This window comes from Rhodanobacter sp. C06, from assembly GCF_002001105.1.
GTDB lineage: Bacteria > Pseudomonadota > Gammaproteobacteria > Xanthomonadales > Rhodanobacteraceae > Rhodanobacter_A.
Map to the genome: position 1 here is coordinate 72272 of NZ_MUNP01000041.1, position 19430 is coordinate 91701.

Sequence of the window (19430 nt, forward strand, 5' to 3'; positions counted from 1 at the left end):
TCCTGTTATTGGGAAGGCGGCTGCCGGCCATGGGGAAGGGAGCGGTGCCGCGTGCTCGGCGTTGGGGAATCGCCGGACACATCACTTGGATGGTTGCGGGGGCAGAAAGATTCAATACTTGTTAGTTCATTATTAAGTGGCGATTAATGTTTTCTGCCAAGTGCTTGTATTGGAAAGAAAACGGGCGCCACGCGGCGCCCGTTCCTGCGTAACACGCGACGGAGTCGAGACGACTCAGAAGCGGTATTCCGCGCTCAGCGAGTACTTGCTGGTGGCCAGCTGCACGCGCTGCTCGCCGTTGCCGGAACCGGCGTAGTAGTCGTAGTTCACGCCCAGGCTCCAGTTCTGGCTGAGGTTGTAGCCAACGCCGGCACCCGCGTAATACTTGGTGCGGTTGTACTGGCGGAACTCGGGGTTTGCCCCGTTGGTGATGCCTTCGGCCTGGGCGTAGAACAGGCCGCCGCGCAGCTCGCCGTACCAGTTGGGGTTGAAGCTGTAGCGCAGGTCCACGCCGGCGGTGCTGCCGCGCAGCTTGGATTTGCTGTTGCCGGCGATCTGGTCGGCGTACTGGTTCTGGGCGGACAAGCGGCCCAGCCACTGGTAGCCCACTTCCACGCCCAGCGAGGTCTCGGGATTGATCGCGAAGCGGTAGCCGCCCTTCACGCCGCCAGCGAACTTGCCGTCGTCATAGGGACCCTTGCTGACGTTGGCGTAGCCGGCGTCGGCGCTGACATACCAGCCCTGCTGGGCGTTGGTGGTGGCCGGAGCCTGGTCCTGGGCGAAGGCGGTCGGCACGGCCACGAAGCCGGCGGCAGCCAAGGTGAGAGCGAGCACTGTCTTTTTCATGGGGATTTCCTCTTGTTCTGGTCAGTCCGCGGCGCCTTGGGGAAAGGTGATGCCGCGGCTCGGCAACCGCTCGTGGGCGGTGCCGGGGCATTAGATGGCGAGCCGGCTGAAGGAATTCAATACCGACAAGTTCAGAATTAAGTGCAGGTTAATGTCAAGACGCAGGCCGCGATGGCGGCGCGACAGCTTCGGGCGGATCGGCGACAATGCGTGTTTTTCGCCGCCGCCTGCTCCGGAGAACACCCATGACCACCCGCCGCCAACTTGCCAATGCCGTGCGCGCCCTCGCCATGGACGCCGTGGAGAAGGCCAAGTCAGGCCATCCGGGCATGCCGATGGGCATGGCTGACATCGCCGAGGTGCTGTGGAACGACTTCCACCGCCACAACCCGGCCAATCCGCACTGGTTCAACCGCGACCGCTTCATGCTCTCCAACGGTCACGGCTCGATGCTGCAGTACGCGGTGCTGCACCTGTCCGGCTACGACCTGCCGATGAGCCAGCTGGAGCGCTTCCGCCAGCTGCATTCGAAGACCCCGGGCCACCCCGAGGCGCACGAGACGGTGGGCGTGGAAACCACCACCGGCCCGCTGGGCCAGGGCATCGCCAACGGCGTGGGCTTCGCGCTGGCCGAGAAGGTGCTGGGCGAGCGCTTCAACCGGCCCGGCTTCGCCGTGGTCGACCACCATACCTGGGTGTTCTGCGGCGACGGCTGCCTGATGGAAGGCATCTCGCAGGAGGCGATTTCGCTGGCCGGCACCTGGAAGCTGGGCAAGCTCACCCTGATCTACGACGACAACAACATCTCCATCGACGGCGAGGTGCCGGGCTGGTTTACCGACGACACCGCCGCGCGCTTCGAGGCCTGCGGCTGGCACGTGCTGCGCGACGTGGACGGCCATGACGCCGAGAAGATCAAGGCCGCGCTGTCCGCCGCCAAGGCCGAGACCGGCAAGCCCTCGCTGGTGATGTGCAAGACCATCATCGGCTTCGGCGCGCCGCACAAGGAAGGCACCGAAGCCTGCCACGGTTCGCCGCTGGGCAAGGACGAGATCGCCGCCGCGCGCGACATGCTGGACTGGCGCTACGCCCCGTTCGAGATCCCCGCCGAAATCTACGCCGGCTGGGACGCGAAGTCGGCCGGCGCGAAGCACGAGGCGGAATGGAACGCGCTGTTCGCCGACTACGCCAAGGCGCACCCGGAACTGGCTGCTGAGCTGGAGCGCCGCCTCGCCGCGAAGCTGCCGGCGAATTGGGCGGCCGACTCGCAGGCTTGGGTCGAGAAGCTGCAGGCCGAGGGCCCGGACGTGGCCAGCCGCAAGGCCTCGCAGATGACCTTGAATGCGTTCGGCCCGCTGCTGCCGGAACTGGTCGGCGGCTCGGCCGACTTGGCCGGCTCCAATCTCACGATCTGGAAGGGCTCGGTCAGCGTCACCGAGGCCAGCCCGGACGCGAACTACATGCACTACGGCGTGCGCGAGTTCGGCATGACCGCGATCGGCTCGGGCGTGGCGCTGCACGGCGGCTTCATTCCCTACGACGCCACCTTCCTGGTGTTCTCCGACTACGCGCGCAACGCGGTGCGCATGAGCGCGCTGATCCCCGCGCACTCCATCCACGTCTACACCCACGACTCGATCGGCCTGGGCGAGGACGGCCCCACCCACCAGCCGGTGGAGCACCTGGCCAGCCTGCGCTACATCCCGAACAACCGCGTGTGGCGTCCCTGCGACGCGGTGGAATCGGCGGTGGCGTGGAAGGTGGCGATCGAGCGCCGCGACGGCCCTTCCTGCCTGGTGTTCTCGCGCCAGACGCTGAAGCATCAGCAGCGCAATGCGCAGCAGCTCGCCGACATCGCGCGCGGCGCCTACGTGCTGTCCGACCCGGCCGACACGAAGTTCAAGGCCATCCTGATCGCCACCGGCTCCGAGGTGGAGCTGGCGATGGAAGCGATGCGCACGCTGGCCCAGCAAGGCGTGCCGGTGCGCGTGGTGTCGATGCCGTGCAACGAGACCTTCGACGCCCAGCCGCTGGAATACCGCGAGGGCGTGCTGCCCGGCTGGTGTCGTGCGCGCGTGGCGGTGGAGGCAGGCATCGCCGACTTCTGGCGCAAGTACGTGGGTCTGGATGGTGACGTGATCGGCATGACCACGTTCGGCGCCTCGGCACCGGCCGAACAGCTGTTCGAGTACTTCGGCTTCACCGTGACGAACGTGGTCGATGCGGTGAAGCGCGTCGCCGGCTGACGGGCGGCTTTTCCCACACAAAACGCCGCGGGATTCCCGCGGCGTTTTCGTTTGGCGTAGGAGCAGGCGGTTACGCCGTCAGCAGATCCGCGAGATGCGCCGGATCGCTTGCCAACGCCTGCGCGCCGGCTTGCTGCAGTTCCTCGCGGCTGCCGAAGCCCCACAGCACGCCGATGCCGGCGACGCCATTGGCCACCGCGCCCTCGATGTCGTAGCAGCGGTCGCCGATCATCGCGGCCGCGTCGGGTGCTGTGCCGAAGTCGGCCAGTGCGGCGGCGATCATCGTGGCCTTCTCGCAATGCGCGCTGGACGGATCGGGTCCGTACAGCTTCTCGAACGCCTTGCCGAACGACAGCGATTCGAGGATGGGTGCGGCATGCCGCACCGGCTTGCTGGTGACCACGGCGAGACGATGGCCGGCAGCCTGCAGGCGCTCGATCGCCGCCGCCACACCGGGATAGACCGCGTGCTCGCGCCAGCCCAGCACGGCGAAGCGCTCGTGGTAGTAATCCACGGCGGTTTCGACGCGTACGGCGTCGTCGCCGAGCAGCGGCGCGAAGCTGTGTCGCAGCGGCGGCCCGATCCACGGCCGCAGATCAGCGGGAACGGGTACGTCGAGCTTCGCAAGCGCGTGCCGGATGCATGCGGTGATGCCGGGCTCGGAATCGATCAGCGTGCCGTCGAGGTCGAACAGGCAGAGCACTACTTCGCCGCCCGCGCCTTGAGCGCGGCCACCGCGGGCAGTTCCTTGCCTTCGAGGAACTCCAGGAACGCGCCGCCGCCGGTGGAGATGTAGGAAACCTTGTCCGCGATGCCGTACTTGTCCACCGCGGCGAGGGTGTCGCCGCCGCCGGCGATCGAGAACGCGGGCGAGGCGGCGATCGCGCGGGCCAGCGTCTCGGTGCCCTTGCCGAAGGCATCGAACTCGAACACGCCGACCGGGCCGTTCCACACCACGGTGCCGGCCTTCGCGATCAGCTCGGCGTAACGGCGCGCGGTCTCGGGCCCGATGTCGAGGATCATCTCGTCGTCCTGCACCGCGTCCACGGCCTTCACGGTGGCCGGTGCGTTCGCGGAAAACGCCGGCGCCACCACCACGTCGACCGGCAGCGGCACTTCGGCGCCGCGGCGCCTGGCGTCAGCAAGCACCTTCTTCGCGGCGTCGATCAGGTCGGGCTCGACCAGCGAATTGCCCACCGAATGGCCCAGCGCGGCGATGAAGGTGTTGGCGATGCCGCCGCCCACGATCAGCTGGTCCACCGTGCCGATCAGGTTGTCCAGCAGGGTGAGCTTGGTGGAGACCTTGGAGCCGGCCACGATCGCCAGCAGCGGGTGCGCCGGATGCTCCAGCGCCTTGCCCAGCGCATCCAGTTCGGCGCACAGCAGCGGGCCGGCGGCGGCGATCGGCGCGAACCTGATCACGCCATGCGTGGAGGCCTGGGCGCGGTGCGCGGTGCCGAAGGCATCCATCACGAAGATGTCGCACAGCGCGGCGTACTTCTTCGACAAGGCCTCGTCGTCCTTGCCTTCGCCCGCGTTCATGCGGCAGTTTTCCAGCACCACCACCTCGCCGTCGGCCACGTCCACGCCGTCGAGATAGTCGCGCAGCAGGCGCACCGGCTTGCCGAGCTTGTCGCCCAGCCACGCCGCCACCGGCGCCAGCGAGGAGGCCTCGTCGAACTGGCCTTCCTTGGGGCGGCCCAGATGCGAGAGCACCATCACCTTCGCGCCGGCGTCGCGCGCGGCCTTGATCGTGGGCAGGGCGGCGTCGAGGCGCTGGGTGGAGGTGATCCGGCCGTGGTCGTCGATCGGCACGTTCAGGTCTTCGCGGATCAGCACGCGCTGGCCGTGGAGGTCGAGTTCGCTCATGCGCAGGACGGTCACGTCGGGGCTCCGGTAGGTTGCAGATGGCCGCAGCGGCGGCCGGAACCGCACATTGTCCTGCCCGTCCGGAGGGGATGCAAATTACACTGCGGGCTTTCCGCGGCGGGGGGAGCACCATGGCTACCGGACTCGTGCTGTACGGCTACTGGCGCTCCAGCGCCGCCTATCGCGTGCGCATCGCGCTGGCGCTGAAGGGCCTGGCCTGGGAAAACCGCCCCGTGCATCTGGTGAAGGATGGCGGCCAGCAGCACGCGGCGGACTACGCGGCGATGAACCCGCAGCAGCTGGTGCCCAGCCTGCGCGACGGCGAGCGGGTGCTGACGCAGTCGCTGGCGATCATGGAATATCTTGAGGAAACCCATCCGGAACCACCGCTGTTGCCGGCCGACGCGCGCGGCCGCGCACGGGTGCGGTCGCTGGCGCAGCTGGCCGCCTGCGACATCCACCCGCTGGGCAACCTGCGCGTGCTGCAGTACCTGGAGCGCGAACTGGGCGTCGGCGAAGCGCAGCGCGGCGCATGGTCGCGGCACTGGATCGCCACCGGCTTCGCCGCACTGGAAGCCATGCTGGCCGGCAACGCGGCCACCGGCCGCTACTGCCACGGCGATACGCCGGGGCTGGCCGATGCCTGCCTGGTGCCGCAGCTGTACAACGCGCGGCGCTGGAAGCTGCCGCTGGACGACTACCCCACCATCGTCCGCATCGACGCCGCCTGCCACGAATTGGAGGCGTTCCGCGTCGCCGCGCCCGAGGTGCAGCCCGACGCGCCTTGACGGGCTCTTGGGGCCTTCCAGTGTCTCCCGGCGCGGGCCATGCGGAGACATTGAACAGGCTCCCATGACGGCGCGCGCACCGGCAGCACGTCGCAGGGCACGGGCGGCACCACCCGGCGTGCGGTGCCGCCCGGGTCGCGATGCATGCACCACCTGCAACACGGTTTGCCGTTGCGCGGCCAGCTGCGCGGCGTGTCGCCGCGGCTGCGCAGGACGGGGCGCGGTGGCGCGGACGAGAGGGCGACGGCGGTCATGCAAACACTCCGATGGCGTGCGCCCGCCCATGGACAGCCCGGACGACGGATGCCACGCGGGCGCCGGTGCACTGCTTTGCCGGTGCCTTGCAGCGGCTTGTAGACTCCAAGGGATGCGCGTCTTGCCGCTGCCGCCTGCGCCGCCACGGGTGGCGCGATGTGCCGTGCGCCGTCTTTCCCCGCCATGGAGGCTCGATGCTCCACGACATCGTTCCGCTCGCCTTGCTCTGCCTGCCGTTCGCGGGGGGCGTGCTGGCGTGGCGGCTGCGGCGTCGGCAGGCGGCCACCTGGTTGGCGATCGGCGTGGCGGCGCTGGCCTTGGCGCTCGCCTTGGCGGTGCGGCCCTGGCTGGTCGATGGCGCGGTGCTGCGCACCGTGGTGCCGTGGCTGCCCTCGCTGGGGCTGGACCTGGTGCTGCGGGTGGACGGACTGGCTTGGCTGTTCCTGCTGCTGATCTGCGGCATCGGCCTGCTGGTGGCGGTGTACGCGCGCTACTACATGCCGGCCGAGGATCCGCTGGGCCGCTTCTACGGCCTGCTGCTGGCCTTCATGGGCGCGATGGTCGGCGTGGTGACCGCGGGCAACGTGGTGCAGCTGGCGTTCTTCTGGGAGCTGACCAGCCTGCTCTCGTTCCTGCTGATCGGCTATTGGAACCAGGGCGCCTCGGCGCGCGAGGGCGCGCGCACCGCGCTGATCGTCACCGCGGGCGGCGGCCTGTGCCTGTTCGCCGGCGTGCTGTTGCTGGGCCACATCGCGGGCAGCTACGACCTGGAGGTGATTCTCGCCGCCGGCGCGGCGATCCGCGCCAGCGCGCTGTACACGCCGATGCTGGTGCTGGTGGCGCTGGGCGCGCTGACCAAGAGCGCGCAGTTCCCGTTCCACTTCTGGCTGCCGCAGGCGATGTCGGCGCCCACGCCGGTGTCGGCCTTCCTGCACTCGGCGACCATGGTGAAGGCCGGCGTGTTCCTGCTGCTGCGGCTGTGGCCGGTGCTGGCCGGCACCGAGGCCTGGTTCTGGATCATCGGCGGCGCGGGGCTCGCCAGCCTGCTGCTGGGCGCGGCCGCGGCGGTGTTCCAGCAGGACCTGAAGGCCGTGCTGGCCTATTCCACGATCAGCCACCTGGGCCTCATCACGATGCTGCTGGGCCTGGGCAGCGCGCTGGGCGCGGTGGCGGCGATCTTCCACATCGTCAACCACGCCACCTTCAAGGCCTCGCTGTTCATGGCCGCGGGCGCGGTGGACCACGAGACCGGCACCCGCGACCTGCGCCGTCTGGGCGGCTTGCGCCGGGTCATGCCGATCACCGCGACGCTGGCGCTGGTGGCCAGCGCGGCGATGGCCGGGGTGCCGCTGCTCAACGGCTTCCTGTCCAAGGAAATGTTCTTCGCGGCGACGTTGTCCACCCACCGCGGGGTGGCGATCGATGTGCTGGTGGCGGGCCTGGCGGTGCTGGCCAGCATGTTCTCGGTGATCTACTCGCTGCGTTTCGCGGTGGGCGTGTTCCTCGGCCGTCCGCGCGGCGCGCTGCCGCGCACGCCGCACGAGCCGCCGCGCTGGATGCGGCTGCCGATCGGCCTGCTGGTCCTGGCCTGCGTGCTGGTGGGCGTGCTGCCGGTGCGGGTGATCGGCCCCACCCTGGACCTCGCCGCGGGCGCGGTGCTGGGCACGGCGCTGCCGGCGTTCGACCTGGCGGTGTGGCATGGCTTCACCACGCCGCTGCTGATGAGCGCGCTGGCCTTTGCCGGCGGCTGCGCGGCGTGGGCCGGGCTGCGCGGCTGGTTCGCGCGGCGCGAGACATTGCCGCTGCTGGGCCGCTTCGGCGCGCAGCGGCTGTACGAGCGCGTGCTGGCGCTGGTCACTTCCAGCCTGCCGCATGCGCTGGAGCCGGCGTATTCCGGCCGCCGCCTGCAACCGCAACTGCTGCTGATCGTGCTGGCCGCGGCACTGGCCGCGGGGCTGGCGATGTACGGGACGCCGATGCGCTTCGGCTTGCGCGCCTCCGCCGTGGACCCGGCCTTTGCGCTGCTGTGGCTGCTGGGCGCGATCTGCGTGGTGGGCGCCGTGCGGCTGGCGAAGTTCCACCGGCTGGCGGCGCTGGTGCTCGTCGGCGGGGTGGGGCTGGTGTCCTGCGTGAGCTTCGTGTGGCTTTCCGCGCCCGACCTCGCCGCCACCCAGTTGCTGGTGGAAGCGGTGACCACCATCGTGATCCTGCTGGGCCTGCGCTGGTTGCCCAAGCGCGTCGCCGGCTTGTCGCCCGATCCGGCGCTGGCGCGCTGGCGCCGCTACCGCGACGGCGTGGTGGCGGTGGGCGCGGGGTTGGGGCTGGCGGCGCTGGCCTACGCGGCGATGTTGCATCCGGTGGCCGACTCGGCCTCGAACTTCTACCTGGAGAAGGCCTTGAGCGAAGGCGGCGGGCGCAACGTGGTCAACGTGATCCTGGTGGATTTCCGCGGCTTCGACACCCTGGGCGAGATCACCGTGCTGGCGATCGTGGCGCTGAGCGTGTTCGCGCTGCTGCGCCGCTTCCGCCCGGCGGTCGAGAGCGTGGGCGCGCCGATGCAGCAGCGCCTGCAGGCGGCCACGCGCGAGGACGGCTACGACGCCGGACGGGCCGACTACCTGCGCATCCCCGGCCTGATCGTGCAGCTGATGGCGCCGGTGATCGTGCTGTTCGGCGTGCACCTGTTCCTGCGCGGACACGACCTGCCCGGCGGCGGCTTTGCCGCCGGCATCACGGTGTCGGTAGCGCTGGTGCTGCTGTACATGGCGCGCGGCGCGCGCTGGGTGGAGACGCGGCTGAAAGTGGCGCCGCTGCGCTGGATCGGCTTGGGCCTGCTGCTGGCGCTGGCGACCGGACTGGGCTCGCTGGCATTCGGCCATCCGTTCCTCAGCTCGCACTCGCGCCACGTGACGTTGCCGCTCGTGGGCGAGCTGCCGCTGGCCAGTGCGCTGCTGTTCGACCTCGGCGTGTTCGGCGTGGTGGTGGGCGCCACTTCGCTGATGCTGGTGGCGCTGGCCCACCAGTCGCTGCGCCGGGCGCGGCCGCTGCCCGATGCCGACGCGGAGGGCGGCTGATGGAACTGGTGCTGGCGCTGGCCATCGGCGTGCTGGGCGGCGGCGGCGTGTGGCTGCTGCTGCGCCCGCGCACGTTCCAGGTGATCATGGGGCTGAGCCTGCTGTCCTATGCGGTGAACCTGTTCATCTTCTGCGTGGGCGGGCTGCGCCGCGGCGCCGATCCGGTGCTGCGCACGGGCGCGGCACTGACCGATTACGCCGACCCGTTGCCGCAGGCGCTGGTGCTCACCGCCATCGTGATCGGCTTCGCCACCACCGCGCTGTTCCTGGTGGTGCTGCTGGCCTCGCGCGGGCTCACCGGCAGCGACCACGTCGACGGCAAGGACGGTGCGCCGTGAACGTGCACCTGCTCGCCGGGCCGATCCTGCTGCCGCTGGCCACTGCCGCCCTGCAATTGCTGTTGGGCGAGCGCCGCCGCGGCGCCGCCAGCGCGTTGGGCGTGCTGTCGTGCGTGGGCCTGCTGGGCTTCGCGCTGGCGCTGCTGGCCGCGGTGGGCGACGGCACGACGCTGGTGTACCGCATCGGCGGCTGGCCGGCGCGCTTCGGCATCGTGCTGGTGGCCGACCGGCTGTCGGTGCTGATGCTGCTGCTCACCGCGGTACTGGCACTGGCGCTGCTGCCCGGGGTGCTGGGCCGCTGGCGGCGGCCGGGCAGCGCGCTGCAACCGTTGGCCCAGTTCCTCCTGATGGGCCTGAACGGCAGTTTCCTCACCGGCGACCTGTTCAACCTGTTCGTGTTCTTCGAGGTGCTGCTGGCGGCCTCCTACGGGCTGGCGCTGCACCGGCCCGGCGCGCAGCGGATCAGCGCGGGACTGCATTACATCGCGATCAACCTGCTTGCCTCGCTGCTGTTCCTGGTCGGCGTGAGCCTGATTTTCGGCGTCACCGGCACGCTGAACATGGCGGCGCTGGCGCAACTGGTGCCGCAGGTGCCGGCCAACACCCGCGCACTGCTGCATGCCGGCGCGGCGATCCTGGGCGTGGCCTTCCTGGTGAAGGCGGCGATGTGGCCGCTGGGCTTCTGGTTGCCGCGCAGCTACGCCGCCGTGCCGCCAGCGGTGGCGGCGATGTTCGCGGTGATGACCAAGGTGGGCGTGTACGTGCTGCTGCGGCTCAGCCTGCTGCTGTTCGGCGCCGGCGCCGGTGCGGCCTCGGCGGGGTTCGGCGGCGACTGGCTGCTGTGGGGCGGCGCGGCCACGGTGGCGATGGGCGTGGTGGGTATGCTGGGCGCGCGCGAATTGGGCCGGCTGGCCGGTGACAACGTGCTGGTGTCCTCGGGCAGCCTGCTCGGTGCCATCGGCGTGGGCCGGCCCGCGGTGATCGCCGGCGCGTTGGCCTACCTCGTGGTCTCCACCCTGGCGGTGGCGGCGTTCTTCCTGCTGGCCGGCCTGCTCGCGCCGCGCGAGGACGCCGAGGAGGTGCCGCTGCTCGAACCCTACGACCCGGGCGGCCTCGCGCTGTACGCCGACGAGGACGAGAGCCGGCCCACCTTGCCGGCGCCGGTGCGGCTGCTGGCGGGCGGCTTCCTCGTCGCCGCGCTGCTGCTGGCGGGATTGCCGCCGCTGTCGGGCTTCCTGGCCAAGTTCGCGCTGCTGGCGCCGCTGGCCGGCGCGGGGCCGGGGGCGACGGTGCTGTTCGCGCTGATCGTGGCAGCGGGGCTGGGCACGGTGATCGCGATGTGCCGGGTGGGCATCCAGATCTTCTGGGAGGGTGAATGGGCGTTCCCGCCGATCCGCGCCGGTGCGGTGACCTCGGTGGCGATCCTGCTGGGGCTGTGCCTGCTGCTGACCGTGCTGGCCGATGCGCCGATGCGTTACCTGCAGGCTACGGCGGCGCAATTGCACGCGCCGGCCGCCTACATCCGGGCGGTGCTGCCGTGAGGCGCTGGCTGCCGCACCCGCTGATGGCCGGCTTCCTGCTGCTGGTGTGGCTGCTCCTGCAACGCAGCCTGGCGCCGGGCAGTTGGCTGCTGGGCGGCGCACTGGCACTGGGCCTGGCGTGGGCCTTCGGCAAGCTGCAGCCGCCACGCGCGCGCCTGCGCGGGGCCTGGCGACTGCTGCCGCTGGCGCTGCGGGTGGTGCACGACATCGTGCGCTCCAATCTCGCGGTGGCCGGGGTGGTGCTGGGCCCGCGCCGGCGCGCGCGTGCCGGCTTCGTGGCGATCCCGCTGGAACTGGCCGACCCGTATGGGCTGGCCTTGCTGGCCTGCATCGTCACCTCCACCCCGGGCACGATCTGGGTGGACCACGATCCGGCGCGCGGGATACTGCTGATCCACGTGCTCGACCTGGTGGACGAGGCCAGCTGGGTCGAGACCATCAAGCGCCGCTATGAGCGGCCGCTGCTGGAGGTTTTCCAATGAGCCATGCGTTTCTCGGCGCGGCGCTGGTGATCGCGCAATTGCTGCTGGTGCTGGGCATGGCTTGTGCGCTGCTGCGCATGCTGCGCGGCCCGCGCGCGCAGGACCGCGTGCTGGCGCTGGATGCGTTCTACGTCAACGCGATGCTGCTGCTGCTGGCGGTGGGCCTGCGCAGCGACAGCGTGCTGTACGTGGAGTCGGCGATGATCATCGCGTTGCTGGGCTTCGCCGGCACCTTGGCGTTCGCCAAGTTCCTGCTGCGCGGCGAGGTGATCGAATGAGCCTGGTCGATGCCCTGCCGCCGTGGGCGGCCGTGCTGGTGGGGGTGCTGGTGCTGCTGGGCGCGGGCTTCGCCTGCGTGGGCTCGCTGGGACTGTTGCGATTGCGCGATTTCTACCAGCGCGTGCATGCCCCCACCCTGGGCAGCACGCTGGGCACGTTCTTCATGGTGGCGGCCTGCGTGGCCGGGTTCTCGCTGGCGCAGGGGCGCCCGGCGCTGCAGGTGCTGCTGATCGGCGTGTTCCTCACCCTGACCACGCCGATCACCCTGATGCTGCTGGTGCGCGCGGCGCTGTATCGCGACCGCGTCGAGGACGGCCAGCAAATGCCGCCGCCCGCGCCGCCGGGGGAGTCGTCTCAGAACCCCATGCCGTAGGGATCGTTGCTGCCGCCCATCAGCACGTTGCTGTCCGAGCCGTTGCCGCCGCCTTCGGCGAGGCGGATCTTCAGAGCCAGGCCGTCGCGCGAGTCGGCCTTGTTGAGCGCTTCCTCCAGCTCGATACGGCCTTCCTTGTAGAGCCGGTACAGCGACTGGTCGAAGGTCTGCATGCCGTCCTGCAGGCTGCGGTCCATTGCCTCCTTCACCTCGTGGATCTGGCCGCGGCGGATCATGTCGCGGATCAGCGGCGTGTTCAGCAGCACTTCCACCGCGGGCAGGCGACGAGCGTCCTTGCCCACCACCAGGCGCTGGCTGATCACCGCGCGCAGGTTCAGCGCGAGGTTCATCAACACGTTCTTGTGCGCCGATTCGGGGAAGAAGTTGAGGATGCGCTCCAGCGTCTGGTCGGCGTTGTTGGAGTGCAGGGTGGCCAGGCACAGGTGGCCGGTCTCGGAGAACGAGATCGCCGCTTCCATGGTGTCGGTGTCGCGGATCTCGCCGATCATGATCACGTCCGGCGCCTCGCGCATCGCGTTCTTCAGCGCCTCGTGATAGGTGTGCGTGTCCAGCCCCACCTCGCGCTGGTTGACGATGGAGCGCTTGTGCCGGTGCAGGTACTCGATCGGGTCCTCGATGGTGAGGATGTGGCCCGCGGAGTTGGTGTTGCGGTGGTCGATCATCGAAGCCAGCGTGGTCGACTTGCCCGAGCCGGTGGCGCCCACCACCAGGATCAGCCCGCGCGGCTCCATGATCAGCTCGCGGAAGATCGGCGGCAGCTGCAGCTGCTCGACGTTGGGGATCTCGCTCTTGATCGCGCGGATCACCATGCCCACTTCGCCACGCTGCTTGAACACGTTGATGCGGAAGCGCCCGGCTTCCTTCACCGCCAGCGCCATGTTGAGTTCGAGGTCGCGCTCGAACTGCGGCACCTGGCCCTCGTCCATCAGCGAGTAGGCGATCTTCTTCACCATGCCGCCCGGAAGCCCGGTATTGCCGAGCGGGTAGAGCTTGCCCTCGACCTTGATGTTCACCGGCGCGCCGGTGGACAGGAACATGTCCGAGGCGCCCTTGTCGACCATCAGCTTGAGGAAGTAACCGATATCCACGCCGAATCCCCTATCAGTGCTCGTTGCAATGAGCGATTGTGCACGCCCACAATACGCGCAGAAGCTTAATCAGGAATGCGTGATGGTGCACATCTCCCCTTCGTCGGCCGGACGTCCGATGCGCTCGCGGAAGCCCGCGCACTGGCTGGCCTTGGCCGGACTGGTGGTTCTGGCCGGTTGCGCCAGCGTACCTCCGCCGAACGAGGCGATGAACCTGGCGCAGTCGCAGCTGCAGGCCGCGCGCGACGCCGGCGCGGCGGACTACGACCCGGTGGATCTGGGCTTCGCCCAGGACAAGTTCCAGCAGGCGCAGGGCGCGATGGCCGCCCGCAAGTACGCGCAGGCAGCCGATCTGGCGGCCGAATCGCGTGCCGACGCCGACCTGGCGCGGGTCAAGGCCAACCTTGGCGCGGCGCGGGCGAAGATCCAATCCAAGATGAACGCGAACGCCGAGTTGCGCGAGCAGGGCGCGCAGGCCGCCGCCGCGGCCGCCGCGGAGTTCGCCAAGCCGTTGCCGATGCCCGCCACCGCCGGTTCGGCCCCCGCCCCGGCCGGCGCGGGGGCATTGCCGCCTGCCGCGCCACTGGAGGACATGCCGGCGCCCTCGGCCTCGGTCTTGTCGGCGCCGCCATCCGGGCAGGGCTTCCAGAGCGTGCCCGCGCAGCCGTCGTCGTCCGGCGCCCAGGGTTCGAACGCAACGCAGGGCTTCCAGCCCGTGGGAGGCCAGCCATGAAGCGCGTCGGTACTGTATTTGCGGCCGTCGCGCTGGCACTGGGCGTCATCGGCACCGCCCAGGCGCGCCGCGACGACATCGACGTCAGCCGGCTGACCGGCAACATCAATCAGCTCGCCAGCGACCCAGTGCTGGGCAACTACGCCCAGGCCGAACAGGCGCTGGCGCGCAACGCGATCGGCCAGCTGGCGCAGGCCGACTCGAAGGAGCGGCCGCACGCGCTCTACATCGCCGAGCGGCAGGTGGACTTGGCCCGGGCTTCCGCCCAGTTGCAGGACGCCCAGATGAAGCTGGCCCAGCTCGATCGCGAGCACGACCAGATCCAGCTGGAAAACAGTCAGCGCGAAGCCGAGACCGCGCGCCGCGAGCTGGAGCGCCAGCGCCTGCAATACCAGATGGCGCAGGAAGAGGCGCAGCGCCTGCAGGAGCAGGGCGAAGCCTATTCGCAGGCCGCCGAGCAGGCCCAGGCAGAGGCGGCCAAGGCCAAGAAGCTGGCCGAGGCGCAGAGCCGGGTGGCCCGCGCCGCCAAGCGCGAGGCCGAACTGGCCGCCAAGGCCGCCAAGGCGATGCGTGCGCAGATGCAGCAGCAGGACAGCGGCAAGCCATAGGTTTTGCGATCGTCCCTGATTGCGAAAGTCAAACGGGCAGCCATCCGTGGCTGCACTCTTCAACAAAAGCCGCTCAAACATCGGACCACCTCAGGAACCGCGTCGCGAGGGCAGCGCGGTGCTGTTTGTGGCAGCCATCCCTGGTACCCCTCCCGGGCCATCGCTGGTGCGGTGCCAGATCGCTCCACGTATTTCCGGATGGGTGTAACAAGCTGTTTCGACAGTTTTTTATGCGGATTTCACAACGCCGTGGCAACTCGCCACGGTCGTTGATGCGAAGGCTTGCGGCACTTTTCCGTGCGGAGTAGGGTCAACCCCATGGAGCCGTTCCGCTCCATGCCCGCCGGTCCGAACCATGCACCATTCCCTCGCCAGTGTTCCGCCCGCAACCGGTCAGCCGGTGCGGGCGGGCGAGAGCGTGCCCGCATGATTCGATCCGGCGGAAGCGCGCGCCCGTGCGCCCGCATGCTCACTCACGAGGAGGTTGGATCATGTTTGAAAACCAGCAGCGTGATGACGTCGAGGCATTGATGAAGGCGGATGCGGAATTCCGCCGCCTGTACCAGCACCATCGGGAACTCGACAGCAAGGTGCACGACGCCGAGATCGGCGTACTGCCGCTCGACGACATCACCCTTGCCTGCATGAAGAAGGAAAAACTGCACGCCAAGACGCGCCTGGAGCGCATGTGGGAAGGCCGCCGCCAGCTTTCCAGCTGAATCCCCGCAACCCCTGATCCCGACGGCCCCGGCAGCTTCCGCCCAGGAAGATGGCCGGGGCCGCGACGTTTCTGTCCGGCCCCTTTCCATCCCAGGTTCCCATCTCCCCGTTTCCATCCGACCCGTCGGCGACGCTCGGCTATCATGAGCATCTTTCCCGGTGGCGCTGGTGCGCACCGGACTGCTACGCGACGGAGCCCCCATGACGGTGCAGCAAAGCGTTCTCGAGTTGATCGGCCACACCCCGATGCTGCGCGCGCAGCGCCTCGACACCGGACCGTGCGAGCTGTTCCTGAAGCTGGAGAGCGCGAACCCCGGCGGTTCGATCAAGGACCGCATCGGCCTGTCGATGATCGAGGGCGCGGAAAAGGCCGGCAAGATCAAGCCCGGCGCGATCCTGGTCGAGGGCACCGCGGGCAACACCGGCCTCGGCCTCGCGCTGGTGGCGCAGGCCAAGGGCTATCGGCTGATCCTCGTGGTGCCGGACAAGATGAGCCGCGAGAAGATCTTCAACCTCAAGGCGATGGGCGCCGAGGTGGTGCTCACCCGCTCGGACGTGGCCAAGGGCCATCCCGAGTACTACCAGGACATGGCCGAGCGCATCGCCCGCGAAACGCCCGGCGCCTATTTCATCAACCAGTTCGGCAACCCGGACAACCCGCGTGCGCACATCGAGAGCACCGGGCCGGAAATCCTCGAACAGATGGATGGCCGCGTCGACGCCGTGGTGGTGGGCTGCGGTTCGTCCGGCACCATGACCGGCCTGTCGCAGTACTTCGCCAAGACCTCGCCGCACACCGAGATCGTGCTGGCCGACCCGGTCGGTTCCATCCTCGCCCAGTACATCAACGAGGGCACGCTCTCCACCAAGTCGTCGAGCTGGCTGGTGGAAGGCATCGGCGAGGACTTCCTGCCGACCATCAGCGACTTCTCGCGGGTGAAAAAGGCTTACGCGATCTCCGACAAGGAGAGCTTCCTCGCCGCGCGCGAACTGCTGGCGAAAGAGGGCGTGCTGGCTGGTTCCTCCACCGGCACCCTGCTGGCCGCGGCGCTGAAGTACTGCCGCGAGCAGCCCGCGCCGAAGCGCGTGGTGACCCTGGTCTGCGACACCGGCAACAAGTACCTCTCCAAGCTCTACAACGACTACTGGATGCTGGACAACGGCTTCCTCGAACGCGAGCAGCACGGCGACCTGCGCGACCTGCTGCTGCGCCCGTTCGCCAAGCGCGACACCGTGGTGATCGGCCCGCACGAGCTGCTCATCACCGCCTACACCCGCATGAAGCTGTACGACGTCTCGCAGCTGCCGGTGATGGACGGCAACCGGCTGGTGGGCATCGTCGACGAGTCCGACGTGCTGATGCACGTGCATGCCGACGAGACGCGCTTCCGCGATCCGGTGTCGGTGGCGATGATTGCGGACCTGCAGATGCTCGACGTGCGCTCGCCAATGGAGTCGCTGCTGCCGGTGTTCGACCGCGGCCACGTGGCGATCGTGATGGACGGCGAGCAGTTCCTCGGCCTGATCACCCGCATCGACTTGCTGAACTGGCTGCGCCGCAAGGTGAACTGAGCCCTGGTGGCGGTGTCGAAAGCGGGATGAAACGCAGGCGCGGCACAGTCGCCGCCTGCGTCGGCCCGGCCGGCATGCACCAACCAACCAGGAGCTTTCGTCATGTGTGGAATCGTTGCCGCCGCCGCCCAGCGTGACGTGGCCCCGCTGTTGATCGCCGGCCTCAAGGCGCTGGAATACCGCGGTTACGATTCGGCCGGCCTCGCCGTGCTGGAAGGTGGCGAGATCCATCGCGTGCGCGCCAAGGGCAAGGTGCGCGAGATGGAGGCGCAGTACCTGGCCGCGCCGTTTCCCGGTGGCACCGGCATCGCGCACACGCGCTGGGCCACCCACGGCGTGCCGAACGAGGCGAACGCGCATCCGCACGTCGCCGGCCGCGTGGCGATCGTGCACAACGGCATCATCGAGAACTACGCCAGCTTGCGTGAGGAGCTGAAGGCGCGCGGCCACGTGTTCACTTCCGAGACCGACACCGAGGTGATCGCGGCGCTGGTCGAGGAACGCATCGCCGGTGGCCTCGCCTTGCGCGACGCGGTGCTGGCCGTGGTGCGCGGACTGGAAGGCGCCTACGCGATCGCCGTGATCAGCCGCGACGAGCCCGGCCGCGTGGTCGGCGCCCGTCGCGGTGCGCCGCTGCTGGTGGGCGTGGGCATCGGCGAACACTTCCTGGGTTCGGATGCCCAGGCGCTGATCCAGGTCACCAACAAGATGATCCATCTCGACGAGGACGATGTCGTCGAGATCACCCGCGATCGCGTGCAGGTGTTCGGCCTCGACGGCCGCCCGGTCGAGCGCGGCGTGTACGAGAGCGAGCTGTCCGCCGATGCGGTGGAGCGCGGCGAATACCGCCACTACATGCAGAAGGAGATCTTCGAGCAGCCGCGTGCGGTGGCCGACACGCTGGAATCGCGCCTGGGTGCGAACGGCGTGCTGCCGAACATCTTCGGCGTGGGCGGCGACGGGCTGCTGGCGAAGGTGCGCGGCGTGCACATCGTCGCCTGCGGCACCAGCTACCACGCCGGCATGGTGGCGAAATACTGGATCGAGGAACACGCGCGCCTGCCGGTCGCCGTGGAGGTGGCCAGCGAATACCGCTACCGCGAAGCGGTGGTGCCGGAGGGCACGCTGTTCGTGGCGATCTCGCAGTCCGGCGAAACCGCCGACACGCTGGCGGCGATGCGCGAATCCAGGCGGCGCGGCTATCTCGGCACGCTGGCGATCTGCAACGTGCCGGAGTCCTCGGTGGTGCGCGAGGCCGACCTCAAGCTGATGACCCGCGCCGGCCCCGAGATCGGCGTGGCTTCGACCAAGGCTTTCACCACCCAGCTCGCCGCGCTGGCGCTGCTGTCCCTGCAACTGGCGCGGCAACGCGGGCTGGACGATGCGCGCTACGCGGACTTGTGCGCGCAGCTGCAGGCGCTGCCGCGGGCGATCGAGCGCGCGCTGGCGCTGGAGCCGCAGATCATCGAGCTAGCCGAGCATTTCATCCCGCGCCACCACGCGCTGTTCCTGGGTCGCGGCGCGCAGTTCCCGGTGGCGCTGGAAGGTTCGCTCAAGCTCAAGGAAATCTCCTACATCCACGCCGAGGCCTATCCTGCGGGTGAGCTGAAGCACGGCCCGCTGGCGCTGGTGGACGAGGACATGCCGGTGGTGGCGGTGGCGCCGAACGGCCCGCTGCTGGACAAGCTGAAATCCAACCTGCAGGAAGTGCGCGCCCGCGGCGGCGAGCTGATCGTGTTCGCCGACCACGCCGCGCCGATGGACGGCAATGCCGCGCGCGGCCACCTGCTGCGCATCGACGGCGGCGGCGACTTCATCGCCCCGGCGGTGTTCACCGTGCCGCTGCAGCTGCTCGCCTACCACGTGGCCGTATTGCGCGGCACCGATGTCGACCAGCCGCGCAACCTCGCCAAATCCGTGACGGTCGAGTAAGCGTGGATGCAGGGCCTTTGTGGTTGGTATTTGGGAATAGTTGGTGCAACTAGGTAATAGTTAGTCCAATCAGCGTGGCCGGATCCGCAATAGTTGGCTCAAATGATTGCCAGGTGGGCCATGGTTCAAGTCCCTGCGTCCAGCGTGGGCTGAATCCTCTCAAGGCCCGAGACGCCGGTCAGTCTGCGTCGTCGTCAATGCGCGACGCATCGCCCTCGGTGTGTCGAAACAGCGCCAACCCCACCGTCAGCGGGGCTCGTTCGCGGCCGAAGGCCACCACCAGTCGTTGCACAGTCGGCGACTCAAATCCGCTGGGCGGCACGGATGGCGTCAGGTGCATATGCACCTGCAGTTCCTCGTGTTCGATGGGCACGCCATGGCCCAGTACGGAACAACTCGCGCGCAAAGTCTCGACCAGCTCGGTCACGGCACCGCTGGTGGGCTCGGTGCCGGAAGCGGCGAGGAGCCCTTTGAGCGCCACGCGAACCGCCGCGGCGCCTTCGGTTGCGGGTCGGTTTAGAGTCCGGAGTTACTTTAAGGAAACTCTGATTTTGCCCCGTGGTCGAAGCTCGACCTGAGGACGGATGTTACGCGATGACGCCGAAGCAGATGAGCCTGTCGATGGAGCACGACGCCGGTTTCGAACGGCACCGCAAGGCGACGCC

General features: G+C 69.1%; 18 protein-coding genes. 13 read left to right on the forward strand and 5 right to left on the reverse strand.

Translation table 11 applies throughout. The features are described 5' to 3' along the window. Positions 1 to 234: 234 nt before the first annotated feature. Positions 235 to 846 (reverse strand): porin family protein, encoded by a 612-nt coding sequence (locus tag B0E52_RS07395; protein WP_077483117.1) that lies wholly within the window; start codon positions 844 to 846, stop codon positions 235 to 237. A gap of 245 nt (positions 847 to 1091) precedes the next feature. Between B0E52_RS07395 and tkt the strand changes: the two genes are divergently transcribed. After that, positions 1092 to 3092, forward strand: a complete 2001-nt coding sequence (gene tkt / locus B0E52_RS07400; protein WP_077483119.1) for a transketolase — start codon at positions 1092 to 1094, stop codon at positions 3090 to 3092. Positions 3093 to 3162: 70 nt separating this feature from the next. Here the strand turns inward: tkt and B0E52_RS07405 are convergent, their stop codons facing one another. Together B0E52_RS07405 and B0E52_RS07410 are read right to left on the reverse strand one after the other, a co-directional pair. Continuing rightward, positions 3163 to 3795 (reverse strand): HAD hydrolase-like protein, encoded by a 633-nt coding sequence (locus B0E52_RS07405; RefSeq protein ID WP_077483121.1) that lies wholly within the window; start codon positions 3793 to 3795, stop codon positions 3163 to 3165. Further along, positions 3795 to 4976: a phosphoglycerate kinase gene (locus B0E52_RS07410; RefSeq protein ID WP_077483123.1), complete on the reverse strand. Its 1182-nt coding sequence runs from the start codon at positions 4974 to 4976 to the stop codon at positions 3795 to 3797. The genes B0E52_RS07405 and B0E52_RS07410 overlap by 1 nt, the downstream gene beginning before the upstream one ends. 116 nt (positions 4977 to 5092) lie before the next feature. Here B0E52_RS07410 and maiA point away from each other — a divergent pair, with 116 nt between their 5' ends. From maiA to mnhG, 7 genes are all read left to right on the forward strand, one after another. Further along, complete coding sequence (gene maiA, locus B0E52_RS07415; RefSeq protein WP_077483125.1) at positions 5093 to 5749, forward strand: maleylacetoacetate isomerase; 657 nt, start codon at positions 5093 to 5095, stop codon at positions 5747 to 5749. 449 nt (positions 5750 to 6198) lie between these two features. Continuing rightward, a complete protein-coding gene (locus tag B0E52_RS07420; RefSeq protein ID WP_077483126.1) occupies positions 6199 to 9078 on the forward strand; it encodes a monovalent cation/H+ antiporter subunit A in 2880 nt (959 codons plus the stop codon). Then, complete coding sequence (locus B0E52_RS07425) at positions 9078 to 9416, forward strand: Na+/H+ antiporter subunit C (RefSeq protein WP_077483128.1); 339 nt, start codon at positions 9078 to 9080, stop codon at positions 9414 to 9416. Before B0E52_RS07420 ends, B0E52_RS07425 begins: the two co-directional genes overlap by 1 nt. Continuing rightward, complete coding sequence (locus B0E52_RS18690; RefSeq protein ID WP_077483130.1) at positions 9413 to 10957, forward strand: monovalent cation/H+ antiporter subunit D; 1545 nt, start codon at positions 9413 to 9415, stop codon at positions 10955 to 10957. Before B0E52_RS07425 ends, B0E52_RS18690 begins: the two co-directional genes overlap by 4 nt. Continuing rightward, entirely contained in the window at positions 10954 to 11439 is a 486-nt protein-coding gene (locus B0E52_RS07435; protein ID WP_254426735.1) for a Na+/H+ antiporter subunit E, read from the forward strand. The genes B0E52_RS18690 and B0E52_RS07435 overlap by 4 nt, the downstream gene beginning before the upstream one ends. Continuing rightward, positions 11436 to 11717, forward strand: a complete 282-nt coding sequence (locus B0E52_RS07440; RefSeq protein ID WP_077483134.1) for a K+/H+ antiporter subunit F — start codon at positions 11436 to 11438, stop codon at positions 11715 to 11717. Before B0E52_RS07435 ends, B0E52_RS07440 begins: the two co-directional genes overlap by 4 nt. Continuing rightward, positions 11714 to 12091, forward strand: coding sequence for a monovalent cation/H(+) antiporter subunit G (mnhG, locus tag B0E52_RS07445; RefSeq protein ID WP_077483136.1), 378 nt, complete (start codon positions 11714 to 11716; stop codon positions 12089 to 12091). The genes B0E52_RS07440 and mnhG overlap by 4 nt, the downstream gene beginning before the upstream one ends. Here the strand turns inward: mnhG and B0E52_RS07450 are convergent. Beyond that, complete coding sequence (locus tag B0E52_RS07450) at positions 12073 to 13200, reverse strand: PilT/PilU family type 4a pilus ATPase (RefSeq protein WP_077483138.1); 1128 nt, start codon at positions 13198 to 13200, stop codon at positions 12073 to 12075. The genes mnhG and B0E52_RS07450 overlap by 19 nt on opposite strands. Positions 13201 to 13282: 82 nt before the next feature. Between B0E52_RS07450 and B0E52_RS07455 the strand changes: the two genes are divergently transcribed. The 5 genes from B0E52_RS07455 (at position 13283) to glmS (ending at position 18765) form a co-directional block, all read left to right on the forward strand. After that, positions 13283 to 13933 carry a DUF4398 domain-containing protein gene (locus B0E52_RS07455; RefSeq protein ID WP_077483140.1) on the forward strand — a complete coding sequence of 217 codons (651 nt, stop codon included), beginning with the start codon at positions 13283 to 13285 and terminating at the stop codon, positions 13931 to 13933. Then, the gene (locus B0E52_RS07460; RefSeq protein ID WP_077483142.1) at positions 13930 to 14541 is read left to right on the forward strand and encodes a hypothetical protein; all 612 of its coding nucleotides are present in this window, start codon (positions 13930 to 13932) and stop codon (positions 14539 to 14541) included. The genes B0E52_RS07455 and B0E52_RS07460 overlap by 4 nt, the downstream gene beginning before the upstream one ends. A gap of 491 nt (positions 14542 to 15032) precedes the next feature. Continuing rightward, positions 15033 to 15260, forward strand: coding sequence for a YdcH family protein (locus B0E52_RS07465; RefSeq protein WP_077483144.1), 228 nt, complete (start codon positions 15033 to 15035; stop codon positions 15258 to 15260). A gap of 202 nt (positions 15261 to 15462) precedes the next feature. Next, on the forward strand, positions 15463 to 16833 hold the full coding sequence (locus B0E52_RS07470) for a cystathionine beta-synthase (RefSeq protein WP_077483146.1): 1371 nt from the start codon (positions 15463 to 15465) through the stop codon (positions 16831 to 16833). 102 nt (positions 16834 to 16935) lie between these two features. Then, entirely contained in the window at positions 16936 to 18765 is a 1830-nt protein-coding gene (glmS, locus tag B0E52_RS07475) for a glutamine--fructose-6-phosphate transaminase (isomerizing) (protein WP_077483148.1), read from the forward strand. A gap of 178 nt (positions 18766 to 18943) precedes the next feature. Here the strand turns inward: glmS and B0E52_RS07480 are convergent, their stop codons facing one another. Beyond that, on the reverse strand, positions 18944 to 19246 hold the full coding sequence (locus B0E52_RS07480; RefSeq protein WP_077483150.1) for a hypothetical protein: 303 nt from the start codon (positions 19244 to 19246) through the stop codon (positions 18944 to 18946). Positions 19247 to 19430 lie beyond the last annotated feature (184 nt).

What these genes read in the sequence shown, in the direction of transcription:
- maiA (WP_077483125.1), top strand. Translation starts at nt 5,093, where the DNA reads ATGGCTACCGGACTCGTGCTGTACGGCTACTGGCGCTCCAGCGCCGCC.
- glmS (WP_077483148.1), top strand. Translation starts at nt 16,936, where the DNA reads ATGTGTGGAATCGTTGCCGCCGCCGCCCAGCGTGACGTGGCCCCGCTG.
- B0E52_RS07455 (WP_077483140.1), top strand. Translation starts at nt 13,283, where the DNA reads ATGGTGCACATCTCCCCTTCGTCGGCCGGACGTCCGATGCGCTCGCGG.
- B0E52_RS07395 (WP_077483117.1), bottom strand. Translation starts at nt 846, where the DNA reads ATGAAAAAGACAGTGCTCGCTCTCACCTTGGCTGCCGCCGGCTTCGTG.
- B0E52_RS07470 (WP_077483146.1), top strand. Translation starts at nt 15,463, where the DNA reads ATGACGGTGCAGCAAAGCGTTCTCGAGTTGATCGGCCACACCCCGATG.
- B0E52_RS07425 (WP_077483128.1), top strand. Translation starts at nt 9,078, where the DNA reads ATGGAACTGGTGCTGGCGCTGGCCATCGGCGTGCTGGGCGGCGGCGGC.
- tkt (WP_077483119.1), top strand. Translation starts at nt 1,092, where the DNA reads ATGACCACCCGCCGCCAACTTGCCAATGCCGTGCGCGCCCTCGCCATG.
- B0E52_RS07420 (WP_077483126.1), top strand. Translation starts at nt 6,199, where the DNA reads ATGCTCCACGACATCGTTCCGCTCGCCTTGCTCTGCCTGCCGTTCGCG.
- B0E52_RS07440 (WP_077483134.1), top strand. Translation starts at nt 11,436, where the DNA reads ATGAGCCATGCGTTTCTCGGCGCGGCGCTGGTGATCGCGCAATTGCTG.
- mnhG (WP_077483136.1), top strand. Translation starts at nt 11,714, where the DNA reads ATGAGCCTGGTCGATGCCCTGCCGCCGTGGGCGGCCGTGCTGGTGGGG.
- B0E52_RS07465 (WP_077483144.1), top strand. Translation starts at nt 15,033, where the DNA reads ATGTTTGAAAACCAGCAGCGTGATGACGTCGAGGCATTGATGAAGGCG.
- B0E52_RS07460 (WP_077483142.1), top strand. Translation starts at nt 13,930, where the DNA reads ATGAAGCGCGTCGGTACTGTATTTGCGGCCGTCGCGCTGGCACTGGGC.